This window comes from Colwellia maritima (assembly GCF_022669015.1).
Taxonomy (GTDB): domain Bacteria; phylum Pseudomonadota; class Gammaproteobacteria; order Enterobacterales; family Alteromonadaceae; genus Colwellia; species Colwellia maritima.
Genome location: NZ_JAKKSL010000006.1, coordinates 195974 through 209425, shown reverse-complemented (window position 1 = coordinate 209425; position 13452 = coordinate 195974). Strand labels below are relative to the sequence as shown.

The 13452-nt window shown below is 36.6% G+C and carries 11 protein-coding genes and 2 pseudogenes; 3 read left to right on the top strand and 10 right to left on the bottom strand.

The window, feature by feature from the left end:
* Window positions 1-82: 82 nt before the first annotated feature.
* Window positions 83-2155: a TonB-dependent receptor gene (locus L3081_RS23565; protein ID WP_242288736.1), complete on the top strand. Its 2073-nt coding sequence runs from the start codon at window positions 83-85 to the stop codon at window positions 2153-2155.
* A gap of 111 nt (window positions 2156-2266) precedes the next feature.
* Complete coding sequence (locus L3081_RS23560) at window positions 2267-3400, top strand: PepSY-associated TM helix domain-containing protein (protein ID WP_242288734.1); 1134 nt, start codon at window positions 2267-2269, stop codon at window positions 3398-3400.
* Between the two features lie 141 nt (window positions 3401-3541).
* Here L3081_RS23560 and L3081_RS23555 read toward each other — a convergent pair.
* The 6 genes and pseudogenes from L3081_RS23555 to L3081_RS23530 form a co-directional block, all read right to left on the bottom strand.
* A pseudogene (locus tag L3081_RS23555) lies at window positions 3542-4372 on the bottom strand (DUF748 domain-containing protein); the annotation flags it as partial.
* Between the two features lie 40 nt (window positions 4373-4412).
* Entirely contained in the window at window positions 4413-4793 is a 381-nt protein-coding gene (locus L3081_RS23550) for a hypothetical protein (RefSeq protein WP_242288733.1), read from the bottom strand.
* A gap of 13 nt (window positions 4794-4806) precedes the next feature.
* Window positions 4807-5991 (bottom strand): AsmA family protein, encoded by a 1185-nt coding sequence (locus tag L3081_RS23545; protein WP_242288731.1) that lies wholly within the window; start codon window positions 5989-5991, stop codon window positions 4807-4809.
* A 34-nt stretch (window positions 5992-6025) separates the two neighbouring features.
* Window positions 6026-6895: a HAMP domain-containing sensor histidine kinase gene (locus L3081_RS23540; protein ID WP_242288729.1), complete on the bottom strand. Its 870-nt coding sequence runs from the start codon at window positions 6893-6895 to the stop codon at window positions 6026-6028.
* A gap of 41 nt (window positions 6896-6936) precedes the next feature.
* The gene (locus L3081_RS23535) at window positions 6937-7281 is read right to left on the bottom strand and encodes a hypothetical protein (RefSeq protein WP_242288727.1); all 345 of its coding nucleotides are present in this window, start codon (window positions 7279-7281) and stop codon (window positions 6937-6939) included.
* Between the two features lie 176 nt (window positions 7282-7457).
* On the bottom strand, window positions 7458-8177 hold the full coding sequence (locus tag L3081_RS23530; RefSeq protein WP_242288725.1) for a response regulator transcription factor: 720 nt from the start codon (window positions 8175-8177) through the stop codon (window positions 7458-7460).
* 266 nt (window positions 8178-8443) lie between these two features.
* Here L3081_RS23530 and L3081_RS23525 point away from each other — a divergent pair, with 266 nt between their 5' ends.
* Entirely contained in the window at window positions 8444-8854 is a 411-nt protein-coding gene (locus L3081_RS23525; RefSeq protein WP_242288723.1) for a Spy/CpxP family protein refolding chaperone, read from the top strand.
* Here the strand turns inward: L3081_RS23525 and L3081_RS23520 are convergent.
* From L3081_RS23520 to rsgA, 4 genes and pseudogenes are all read right to left on the bottom strand, one after another.
* Window positions 8851-10827, bottom strand: a complete 1977-nt coding sequence (locus tag L3081_RS23520) for a M56 family metallopeptidase (protein ID WP_242288721.1) — start codon at window positions 10825-10827, stop codon at window positions 8851-8853. The two genes, L3081_RS23525 and L3081_RS23520, sit on opposite strands and share 4 nt — an antisense overlap.
* Window positions 10828-10851: 24 nt before the next feature.
* Window positions 10852-11238 (bottom strand): BlaI/MecI/CopY family transcriptional regulator, encoded by a 387-nt coding sequence (locus tag L3081_RS23515; RefSeq protein ID WP_242288719.1) that lies wholly within the window; start codon window positions 11236-11238, stop codon window positions 10852-10854.
* A 109-nt stretch (window positions 11239-11347) separates the two neighbouring features.
* Window positions 11348-12187, bottom strand: a complete 840-nt coding sequence (gene asd, locus L3081_RS23510) for an archaetidylserine decarboxylase (RefSeq protein ID WP_242288888.1) — start codon at window positions 12185-12187, stop codon at window positions 11348-11350.
* Between the two features lie 151 nt (window positions 12188-12338).
* Window positions 12339-13392: pseudogene (gene rsgA, locus L3081_RS23505) on the bottom strand (small ribosomal subunit biogenesis GTPase RsgA).
* Window positions 13393-13452 lie beyond the last annotated feature (60 nt).

Sequence of the window (13452 nt, the reverse complement as noted above, 5' to 3'; positions counted from 1 at the left end):
GATAACTACTTGCATTCGTGTTCATGATTAATATACAATCTCGCTCGTTCTAAATTCACAATTAATGAAGTGCGAGATTGACATGAAAAAGACGGTCGTAAATATAGCGGTTTCAGTTGCTCTGTTATCTATTTGCCAAGCAGTAAATGCAGACGTTACAGATATTGAAACAATTGAAGTAAGAGGAAGCTATTTTAATAGCTATAAAGTGGATAACGCTTCAGGAGCCACTCGTACTAATACATCATTGTTAGAAACAGCACAAGCGGTCACTGTGATCCCTGAAATGATTATTGATGAACAGCTAGCAACAACGTTAGGTGAAGTGCTTGCCAATGATGCGAGTTTATCGCCGGGTTCTCAGCAACGTAACCGTGAAGTATTTAATTCTCGCGGCTTTGAATTAAGTTCATCAACAGGTTATTTACGTGACGGTCATCAGCATTGGTCTCACTATCAACAGCCTATTGAAACATTATCACACGTTGAAGTCATTAAAGGGCCTTCTAGTATTTTGTATGGTCAGTCTGCACCTGGTGGTTTAATAAATATGGTGACTAAAAAACCATCAACAAGCCGATTATTCGATTTAAGTGCAGATACCGACCAAAATGGCTCTACTCGTTTTATGGTAGATGCAGGTGGTGAACTTGTTGATGATTTGAGCTTTCGTAGTGTGTTAGTGAAGCAAGATGTTAACTACGATCGCGAATATCAAAATGGTGAAGAACGTGAGCGCGATCGTTTTCTTGGCTATATTGCCTTTGACTATAACGTCAGTGATAATTTAACGGTAAATGTATATTACGATCAAACGGATGATAAAGCGGGTTTAGATACTGGCGGTTGGTTAGATAGCAAGGGTGAATTAATCGGAGATGAAAAAACGATTTACGATTTATCATGGGCTTTTACAGATATTACCGTAAATAATGTAGGTACTAAAATATCTTACTTCTTTAACCCTCAGTGGACATTGAAGGTCGGCTATAATGAGCAAACTTTTGAACGTCAACGTTTTGAGTCTTCACCACAAAAACCTGATGATTATTTGGTGAGTGATAGCTACACATCAAAACCATATGATCGATTTGATGATTGGCAATTTAAAACAGCATATATAGATTTAACAGGCGAATTTTCAACTGCGTCGGTTGATCATCAAGTATTATTTGGGGTGAACTACCTTGATTATTATTATGGTCAACTTAAGACCAATGCCGACTCGGTTAACTTTGTTTTAGGACAAACAGAGCCAAGCAAACCGATAAGCTATAAAAGCGATACCAGTTTAAGTACTACAGAGTATGATTATTATGGGTTTTATTTTCAAGATTTAGTGACAATATCAGAACAATGGCAAGCCGTGTTTGGTGGTCGTTTTGATAAACAAAATAAGGATAATGCCGACAGTGATTCGTTTGTACCTAAATTTGGTGTGTTATATCATCCGTTAGATTCTGCGACAATATACCTTAATTATGCTGAAGGCTTTGAACCCGCTTCAAGTGAAAAACTTGATAATGATACTGATAAAAACCATGGTATGACGTTAGATGCAGTTACCTCAGAACAAATTGAATTAGGGGCTAAATGGCAAATATCTGATCGTTTGTTGGTTGAAACATCCTTCTTTGATATTGAAAAAACAGGTGCGCTCATTGTTGAGAACGTTAGTGATAATCCTGATTATGAGTCAATAACAACACAGGCAGGGGTGCAACGTCATAAAGGTTTTGAATTGTCAGCACAAGGTGCCGTAACATCTCGTTTCTTTGTGATGGCGTCAACTATGTTTCTTGAAGCTGAGTACGAAAAAGATGCAAACTACCAGGGTAAAACACCCATTGATGCCCCTAAGTGGTCGGCATCTATTTGGTCACGTTATGAAGTAACTGAGGACCTTGCATTAAACGCGGGTATTTTTTATCAAGGAAAACGTTTTGCAAACAGTGATAATACTATTACTAAAGATGCGTATTCACGCGTGGACTTTGGCGCAACTTATAAGACAGAAATTGCGGGAGTCAAAGTGAATTATCGATTCAATATAGAGAATCTTCTAGATACTGATTATCTTGGTGGTGGTGGCGTGAACAACGTGACTGTTGGTGGCGACAGAATGGCACGATTAGAAGTGAAAACCTCTTTTTAACTTCAATTCAATCTGATTAATTAGGTTAGCAATGAACCAAGACACTATGTCTTGGTTTTTTACCTTCTAACAAAACAACAAAACAACAAAATAACAAAATAAGAAAATATGATGAATATAAGAAAACTATTTTTTTGGTTACATTTAATTTTAGGCTGCAGCGCGGCAATATTTGTTTTTTTAATGTCTGTAACGGGTGTTGCATTGACGTATGAGCGTCAAATGATTAAATCTGCAGAGCAGGCTGATTACCCAAAAGCTTCCACAAGTCATGAACAAAGGTTACCGCTCACTGACTTTGTTGAACTTGCCAAAGACTATCCTACAAAAAAAGCACCGCAAATAGTGCTGCTTAATGAAAAGTCAGCCCCTATTATTGTTAAAGATGGACGAAAAACGGTTGCCTATTTAAATCCATTTACGGGGACAGAAATAGCTAAACTAGGGGATGAAACTAAAAATTTCTTTAGTAAATTACGAGCTTTTCATCGATGGCTCACCTTAGATGGAAAGTTCAGTGATATGGGCCGGTGGGTTAATGGCATTGCCAATTTATTTTTTGTTGTGCTCATTCTTTCTGGGCTGTATTTATGGTTGCCTAAGCGATTTAAATACCGAGCCTTCAAGCAAAAATTAACCTTGAGTAATGACCATTCAACAACGCAAGCAAGAAATTATCAGTGGCACAATGTGTTCGGTATTTATATGGCGCCGATTTTATTTGTCATCGCTTTTACTGCTATATTCTTTTCTTTTAAATGGCCAGGTGAAATACTTAAAGAAAACCTTTCAATTCAGTCGATTGCATTACCTACCCCCATTGAAACTGATGAACATATACTGTCGATAGATAAACAAATTAGTCAAATAGAAACGTATTTTCCTCAATGGCAATCTATCAGTTTTGAGGTAAGCCAACAATCAATGACTCTTCAGTTATTTTCAGTAGATAAGGGTAATGGTGGTGAGCCTCAAAAACGTATATCAGTGGCTTTAGATACATTGACAGGGGATATCATTCAGCAACAAAATTTTGAACAGCTATCGCCATACCGTAAAGCGCGAAGTTACATTCGTTTTTTACATACCGGTGAAGCGTTTGGTTTATTAGGTCAAACGTTAGCAGGCTTGGCTTCTTTGCGGCATGTTTACTTGTTTATACGGGTGTTATGCTTTCATGGAATAGATGGAAAAATAGCCGAAACAAGTAATACCAATATCAGCAATTACTTCCTTATATATTAAGCCGAGCTCGAGCTGAGGTTAGTTAATGAAATAAAGGCCTTGTATTTGGCAATTTTTTCTACGTAGTAAATAAAAAAGCCCTATAACAAAGTAATGTTATAGGGCTTTTATTTTATTCGGTTACTGGTTGGGATTTTGTCTTTAAACTGATAGCTCTATACGGGGTTGTGCTTCTTTTTCACTATCAATCTTAGGTGCGCAAAGCAGTAGTCTTGAAGAGGCAATATTACCGTGTTTGATAATATAATCTTTTAATGCTTCTCCACGTTGTTCACCAATCTCTTTCAGTTGATTTATTTTCTGAGTATCCGTAATTTTACTACCGGCCGTTAAATTAATATCAGCAGGAATGCTAATAGGACAAATATTGACACGAGTGTCTTCTTTGTCTTGCATGAGAGCAATAAAGGCCTTTAAATAATCTTGCTGAGCTTCATTCGGCTCGATTTGTTTTGTTTGATAGACTAAGTCATCAAAACGGAGTTTTAAGGCAAATTCACCTACTGTCATCGCTGCAGAGACAATATTGGCGTAAGGTACGAATGTGGTCATTAGGTAGTCTTTTGTCGCCATCCAAATCGCTTTTTGGGTAATTAAGTTAACTATGCTACTTAAACCAAAATTTGGATCTGATGTTGAGCCTGATAACGGTACGTCAAGTTCTACATCACCTTTACCATCTTTGAGCATGCCTAATGCCATATTAAATGGTAATGCTCCTTGGTCAATTAACGCACCTGCTTCGTTACTGTCGGCGATTGCAGTTTCTAAGCTTTGTAAAAGGATAACCACATTACCTTCAAGTTGTTCACCTGTTAATGTTACATCAATATCGGTATTAAGTTGTCCGCTTTTTAATTCCATTTGCACCGCTCGTTTCATATAACGAGAAATAGGGGGTAATGAAAGTTCTTTTAAAAAGCCTTTTAATTGATGTTTAGGTTGCTCGGAAAAGGGTTGGGTAAAGCCTTTAAAGTCAAAATGTGTATACTTATCACTGCGACCGGCAAACTCAAAAGGGGTTTCTTTGGTCTCGCTTGTTTAGTGCATTACTTATGGCGCCTAAAAATAAGGTATCAATAAATAATTTTTGGGGTTTAACGGGCTCTACACTGTTATCAAGTAAAGTAATTTCATTATCATTTATCAGTGAAAACTCATTAAGCGAAATAGTAAAGTCAGATTTTTCAGTGTCAACGTTTGCAGCAGTATCTATTTCTGTTGTTTGTGAAATCTCGTTATTTTCAGCTGATGTTACATCTTCTGTTTCTTCTGCGGGTGTTCTTGGTAAAGCGACTAAGTTTGCGAGTGTACCGTCTTTCGCAATAATTACATTACTTTGCAGGGTATCTAAGAAAATTTTATTGATAGCTAGTTCTTTTTCACTGACCAATATATCATTTATATTAAATTGTTTTAGAGTAACCAAAGTTTGGATGCTCAGACGATTCATCTTTCGAAGCAACTATCTCATCAAACACTAGGCTCGAGATTTCTACGTAGGGTTTATCGGCAAATTTTAAGCTAATATCGTTTAACGCAAATTGCTTAAAAGCAGCGAGTTTTTGGTTAGGGGTCTCATAATAACTAGTCGCATTATGCAGAGCCAATTGGCTAGTACCACTTAACCCAATAATTTCACCTTCTTTAAGGGTAAGTGTTAAATCATTTATATCATTTTCTAACTTTTCAAGATTAATAAACTGTTTTTGATAACCAACAATGAGATCATTATTGGTGAGCTTAGTCTCGGTGATATTTAGTTGTAGTTGCTTTGGCGCAATAACTATTTTCTGTTTACTTTTAAGAGTTAATAAGCCGCTGAGTTCAGATATGTCCTTCACATAACCTTGTATTTTATTAAGAGGATAATTGGATAGTGATACCTGACTATTTACTTCGCCTTGTCCCTGGTTAAAGTTTACGTCAGCTGTTATTGCCAATTCAGCTTGATCTATTACGCTATTGAGGGTCAGCTGTGCGGTTTGCGAGTTGAGATCAGCAAGTACTTTGCTAATGATAAGTGCTTCAATATCAATATTGTGTTGTTTTTCTTCATTATTAACGTCAATATTTATTTTGTTTAACGCTAATTTAGGTAAAACTAATTGATAGGGTAAAGGTGCCGTTTCAGTCTGCGGCTCTTCTGGTTGAATGTCTTTGCTTTCACTGCCTTCTTTATTTAAATCAATACCGGCAATAATTAGCTGTGTTGGTGTTTTTGTTATTTTAAGATAAGCATCGTTTAATTCAAATTTACTCACTTCTATTTTGTCGAACAGCAGGCGGTATAAGGCTAGACGTACGGTAAGTTTATTGACGGAAAAGACTTTTTCTTGTTGACCCTGTTGGTCTTTATACAAGGTTAAGTCACTAATCGTGAGTTGACTGAGAAAAGGGTTGTAATAAATTCCTGTATCGTCCGAAAGTGTTAAGCCTTGCTCAAGCACTAATGGTTTAATAAAGTGTTTGCTCACTGGGGATGAAACAGCCCAGATAATGAGAAAAATACTAATAAAAACAATAATTAAAATTTTTATTAGTTTACGACCAAAAGAAGGTGGTTTTGTATCAATAGATGTAGTGCTCATAGTGTTTTCTAATACGTCCCTGCGTAGATAGGGTTTATAAATAAGGGATGTGAATAATAACAGATAATCCTTTATTTGCGTTATTTTTAGCAAAAATTTCACCTTGATGGGCGGTAATTGCTTGTTTGGCTATGGCTAACCCTAAACCTGTACCGCCTGTATTGCGATCCCTTGCAAGATTAACGCGATAAAACGGAGTAAATAGTTGTGTTAAGGCTTCTTCAGGAACGCCTTCACCGCAGTCGCTAATCACCAACGTAACATGTTGCTTATCTGTCGTTAATGTTACTTCTATCACACTAGACTCTGGACTATATTTAACTGCATTGCTAAGTACGTTACTAATCGCGCTAGTAAGTAAAGTTTGATCGGCTTCTATAATGACATTTTCGGGTGTATTCACTTCTATGCTAATTGATTTCTTGTCGGCGACAAATTGTTCATCATTAACGATGTTTTTAATGAGAGCACTCATGTTAACTTGTTCAGACTCGGTTGTGTGTAACGTGTTTTCTAAACGAGACAACGATAATACATTTTCAATCATATGATCTAATCTGTCTATTTCGCGCTGACAGCGTTGCAAATATTGTTCACGTCCCTCTGTGCTTGTTGAGTCTTGTTGTGCTAACCCTAATGCCATTTGTAAGCGTGTTAACGGAGAGCGTAATTCATGGGAAACATCACCTAATAAACGCCGTTGTGCTGTTTGATTTTGTTGGAGTTGTTCGGCCATAACATTAAAACTTGTGGCGAGTTGTCCTAGTTCTCCATTTAATTGACTTACTCCTTCTACCCGTGTGTCAAAATCACCTTGGCCTAATTTTGTTGCCGCTTTTTTAATAAGACGAACTGGCTTACTAAATGAATGTGCTAGTAGTAAGCAAAGGAGAAAACTGATCAAGGTTGGCGTCAAAATACGAAGCCAGTAGGGAAGTGATTGAACTAGTTGTCCAAAATTTTGTTTGTGTAATTTACGTGAAATAAAGAGTGGTATCGCGTATTATCGATTTTTACTTGAACAGGACCAATGAGCTGTGTGTGTGAAAAAAGAGTGGTTTTTGGCTTAGCAAACTTTTTATTGCTGAGATAATTAATTAAAACTTGTTGCAGCATTGGTGGCATTGGAAACAAGCTGACAATGGGCAAATTATTATCGACACTTTTCAGCCAGATATTAAAAGGCATGCGGGACAGCTTCATTTTCTTTGATGTCAATAACTCGCCAATATTTTTGATTTTAGCATGCTTAATACGTCGTACTGTTTTCTGCAATTCTTTGGAGTTCATCGTATTTTGGTTCTTGAATTACCACTTCGCTCAGCGCGTCGTTTGATAACTGTTGTGATATAAAGCGAGTAGTAATAATTGATGTGATCGCAATAAGCCAAAACCATACAAACAACTTCACGGTAAATGAAGAGAGTAATGTTTTTATTTTTGAAGAAGAATTGATAGAAGACAAATCAGTCACTCTCGCCAGTTAAAAATAAATAACCGGCACCGCGAACAGTTTTGATCTTTTCAATGTCACAAAAAGGTAAAAATTTCCGGCGAATGTTACCAATATGTACGTCTATACTTCGATCAAAGGGACTCAGTTTACGACCTAATACTTGTTCTGAAATGGTTTCTTTAGAAATTATTTCGCCGTGCTGCTCTAAAAGTAAGGTTAAAATTTGGTATTCAGTACCTGTTAGTTCTATAGGGTGACCATGGCAAAAAACTGCTCTAATAGCATGGTTAAGTTCAATATTATTAACCAATAATAGTGATTTCTCTTTTAGAGCATTTTGTTGTAAAGCTTGTTGGTTAACTAATTCAATACGGCGTAATATCGCCTTAATACGTGCTAATAGTTCTTGATGATGGAAGGGTTTTGCAAGGTAATCATCGGCACCTAATTCTAACCCGCGCACTTTATCGTTGTTATCACCTTTAGCGGTTAACATTAATACGGGGGTTTTGTGTTTAGGACCTAGCGCTTTCAAAACTTCAAAGCCATCAAGCTTGGGCATCATCACGTCGAGTAAAATAAGATCAAAGTTATTATTGTATGCTTGTTCTAATCCTGATTGACCATCAAAACAACAGTGTACAGTAAAGTTCTGTTGTGCCAAATAATCGACTAACAGCTCTGCTAATTCATGATCGTCATCAATAAGTAGTATTTGTTTTTTGTTCAAGTGACGTGTTTGCCTTATGGTAATTTTAACCAGTGTATGGATACATTTTACCTTATTTACTCTCAGTTGATTATCGCATATGTCAATCTTTACTCAATCTTTACATTGGCTTTGCGTTTCTTTGCATTGAGATCTCTATACTAAGTCCTGTGAAATGAATTGAATTAACCAAAATCCTTAGGAGTTAACTATGAATATTATTAAACCAGTAAAAACTATTGTTTCAATCTCTGCTGTGTGTGTGTGCTGCTTTGGCATTTACAAGTATGTCTGGTGCTTACGCATCATCAAATGATTTTGCCCGTGACGGACAAGGATATCATCAAAAAGGTAAACATATGATGAAACGAATGACTAAAGCGCTTTCGTTAACAGAGTCGCAACAAACGCAGATCAAAGCGATAAACACTCAAGCTAAAGAACAACATGATGTATTGCGAGAGTCTATGAAAAAATTTAAAGAAGCAGAAAAATCGTTACTTCAAGCAGAAATATTTGATGAGCAAGCTTATGTTGCTTTACATACATCCTATCAAGATACTTTTGCTCAGATGGCTTTAACACGTGCGAAAACGAAACATGCTATCTTTAATGTATTAACCGCAGAGCAGCAAGCAAAATGGATCAGTAAAATGGATAAACGTAAAAAAGATGGTAAAAGAGGTAAAAGAGATTAACTCTCTAAGCTAAAAGCAAATACCTTGGTCATTTGGCTTTCTACCGGCCGGTCATCAACTTTAGCGGGTAGGAAGCGCCATTTTTTTATAGCGGAACGAATTGAACTTTTAAAGTAGTTAATGTTGTTTTGATGATCAAACTGGATATTTTTAATCTTTCCATGAATATCTATGGTGAAGTCTACTTTCACTTCAATTTCAATACCCTTACGCTTAGCTAAACTTGGATAAACAGGATCCACAGATTGTAATTGTTCTGCATTTTTCCATGTTGTTTCTATAGGAGGCATTTTCTTTTCTTTGAGAAGATTAGCCTCAGTAAAAATGTCTCTATTACTTTTAATTATTTGAGTATTTTTAATATTGTTATTGTTTAGTTCTTTATTTTTAAAGGGCTTAGTACTTAGTTGATTCGTGTTGGAAACAGGTGCCGCAGCCAAGTTTATAATTTCTTGTTGGTAGGGGTTTTTAGTATTAGTACGTTCAAATGCCTTTTCAACCATTAAGGTATTATTGGTAATGGTGTCTTCAGCAATTTTATTTGTTTTATCTGAATGGTTAATCGCTAAGCCGTTTAATTTCTCTGTTAATTTTGTTTCATCACTGCCTGTTTTCGATGTACTTTTAGTCTGTGTTGCGGCTTTTGTTGATGCAAGTAATTGGTTATCTACAGGTTGCTTTTTATTTTCTGTCGGTGATGATGCTTGAATTTTATGCTCGTTATTTTGAGAATCTTGTTCTATGGGCGTTAGCAACTTATGAGCGATTGACGAAATAGGAATACTTTTGTTAATACTCTTAAGATCCAATGAATCGTTTTCTTGTTTATTTTCTGGATAAACCTCAGGGAAAATTGATTTTTTTAAATAACTTTCAGCGTTGTCAGGTTCCGTTTGACTAAATTGTTTCCATGGATTTTCGTTATACCAAATATCGAGCAATGGCATTGTGAGTAATTGTTTACTTGAAAGCAGTAACACTGAAAAAATAATAGTGGCACTAGCAAACCATTTACTGATGTTATTCTTCGGAGCACAGTGGTGATCAACTAAACGAATAACGCGTTGCTTCAAATCTCCACCTGATGCAGCCATAGCCATATCGGGTATTGTATGGTTATGCGATTTTGTACACAAAGATGCTGTGTCAGCTAATGTATGTGCATAGGCAATTGCGTTGCCACAATGTTGTACGGCAATATCGTCACTACAATATTCGCGTTCATTACGCATTTGTTTAGAAGCCCACAATACCCCTGGGTGAAAAAACAATAATATTTCAACAAGGGTTTGTAAAAAGTTTACTAAGTAATCGTGTCGGCGAATATGAGCAAGCTCGTGTAAAATCAACATTTCAAGTTGCGCACTATTAAGCCCTGTAATCATGTTGGCAGGTAATAAAACCACGGGTTTAAGCCAACCAATAGCCATGGGAACGTCCACTTTCAATGAAATTAAAAGACGTGGTGCTATTGTTAAATTAATTTGTTTAACTAACTCATTAAAACGTGCTTGAAGTTGATCGGCGGGTGCAACTGTCCCTTGTTGTGGTAACCTATTAACCGTTGTAATTTCTATTAAAAGTTTACCCGCTAACAAGGTTATAGTGGCTAGCCATAAAACAGAAATATAAGGCAGAAGTAAGGGGAGTGTTTCCGTTAATTCTCTGTAGGTAAAGAGTGCATCGGGTTGCTCCAGTTCTTGTATAAACTCATTAAGTGCTAAAGAACTTGCCAACGTATTTACTGAGGTAACCTCGGTTTGATAAATGATTATAAACGTAATTATAGGCAATAATAAGTTAACCAACATGGCTAATGCTGATAAAGCATAACGTAATTGAGGTTTATTATTATTGAAAATAAGTAATGCAGATTTTAATACGACGGCCACAAGTAAGCCTTGCCACAAAAAGTGCAATAAAGTGAGGGCTAAACTGGTTAAAATGGGGCTGTTGAAAAAATTATCTAACATTTTATTTTGTAATTATTACCTTTTTTAGGTTTCTTTTTCTAAAGAATTAAGGAGTTGACGAATATCATCAATTTCTTGAGCAGAGGTGGAATCATCAATTGCTCGCATTACTAATTTTGAGGTTGAACCACCAAATGCTTTACTAATGAGATCTTTAATTAATGAAGATTGAGTGTGTGTTTCACTATTCGCGGCAGCATAAACATGAGCACGGTTAGTTTCGTCACGAATGACTAACGATTTTTCATGCATTATTTGTAGTATTTTTAATACGGTAGTGTAGCCTGTTTTGTGTGTTGCGCTAACGACTTCGTGTATTTGTTTAACGGTAGGCGGACCCATCTGCCAGAGAATATTGAGTAAGGATAACTCAGCTTCTGTTGGCTTAACTACAGATTTATCAAGTGCCATGTTTTTTCCTGAATAATAAATTTATAAAGTTGAATCATAAGTTACGAACGTGATCGTAACAATTGTCTACTCATCGTATCCTTTGTTGAATTAATGAGCAACAATTAATTTAGGTGTTACTTTGGTCAATTAAGCTTGCATAATATTCGCCTAATCTTGTGACTGTTTCGGGACCTGCGTCAGGTGCAAAATCAATCATATTAGGTACAAAAGTACATACCACCGTTGACCCTAGTTTAAAGCGACCCATCTCATCGCCTTTTTCAAAGTGAATGGCATCAATGCCTGTTGCGGGGTATTGCCACCTGAAAATATCTTTGCCGGCCGGTGGGGTAATGGTACCGACCCATGTTGTTTCAATACTTGCCACAATAGTCGCGCCAACAAGTACCATACCTAAAGCACCGTGTGGTGTATCAAAGATAGTGACTACTCGTTCATTACGAGCAAAAAGATCGGGTACATTACTAGCTGTTAATGGGTTAACTGAGAATAATTCACCGGGAATGTAAATCATTTCTCGTAAGGTAGCAGCCATAGGCATATGAATTCTATGGTAGTCTTTTGGTGCGAGATAAATGCAAGAAAATTTACCTTGTTGAAAAGGCGCTGCAGTTCTGACATCTCCCCCAAGTAAGGAGGTCAAACTGTAATTAAAGCCTTTTGCTTGAATTAACTTTCCTTCTATAATCTCACCTTGCTGAGAAATGGCACCGTCAACCGGATAGCACAAATGGTTCTCATTAGTACAAATTGTACGGGCACCTTCATCTAACTCACGTGTAAAAAAGTCATTAAATGTTGCAAAATCGCTAGCATTTTTGAACTTTGCTTCATCCATGTTGATCTTGTATTGTTTAATAAATACATTAATTAATTTTGTGGTTAGCCATCCCATTTTGGCTGCGGCTAGTTTGCCTACTAAACGAGAAATTGCATGTTTAGGCATAATATATTGAAAAGTAATTTTGATTTTGTCACTAAAACTACTTGTTGAAGATTTTTTCTGTGAGGACACGTTTTTTCCTTTATTTATTCTATTTATTTGGTTGTGGTCTGTTTCTTTGCTGATTTTTTTGCAGCAGTTAATTCATTTATCACTAATCATTAAATCGTGACGTTAGTTTGTTGTCACCTAAACTTGCTAAAATTCGTTGGAAGCTAGCTAAACGTTTAGGATGAATATCTTGCTCGGACGCTGAAATTAATGCACAGCCAGGATCGTTTTGGTGTTTACAATCTCTAAATTTACATAAACCTTGAAATTGTTCAAATTCTCTAAAGCCATTAAATACTTGTTCTGGGGTTAGATGCCATAAACCGAATTCTCTAATACCTGGTGAATCAATTAAATCCCCACCTTCTTCAAAATGGTATAAACGTGCGACGGTAGTTGTGTGTTGACCTAAACCTGAGTTCTGTGAAACTTCTTGAGTGATGACGCCTAATTCGGGCATAAGGGCATTGACTAGTGTCGATTTGCCTACTCCTGATTGGCCAACAAAAATACTCACATGCTGACTTAATTGTCTTTTTATGTCACTAATGCCTTCATTAGATTGGCTACTGCCATAAAGCACTTGATAACCGATAGTTCGATAGATTTCTAACTGTTGTTCTATATTGGTTTGCTCGTCTTGACTTAGCGCGTTAAGTAAGTCAATTTTATTTAATACGATCACTGGGGTGATGCCTGTTTGCTCTGCTGCAACGAGATAACGGTCAATAATATCGCTATTGAAAGCGGGTAACACTGATGAAACAATTAAAATTTGGCTAATATTTGCCGCAATGGGTTTTACACCGTCGTAAACATCAGGACGACTTAAGACTGATTCACGATCATGTACGGCTTCAATAATGCCACGAATACTGTGTTCAGTTTCTTTACCTAAACGCCACAGTACCTTGTCTCCGCAAACTAAAGAACTTATTGAACGGCGTAGATTACAGCGATATATGGTGCCATCGTTATTTTCGACATCAGCATGTTGGCCAAATCGACTAATCACAGTACCTTGTTCAGTTGCACCAAGCTCGTCATCTTGCCACTGTATTTTTTCAATACCGGAGCCTGCTTTTGGGTGTAATTTTTTGTCGTGATTGGCTTTAATGCGCCGTTCTTTGGCCTTTAGTCAGTTTTTTCTTAGACACAAGCGTTGATCATTTTGTTTAATCCTAGTCAGTTGTCGGCTATTATACTGATATTTACCA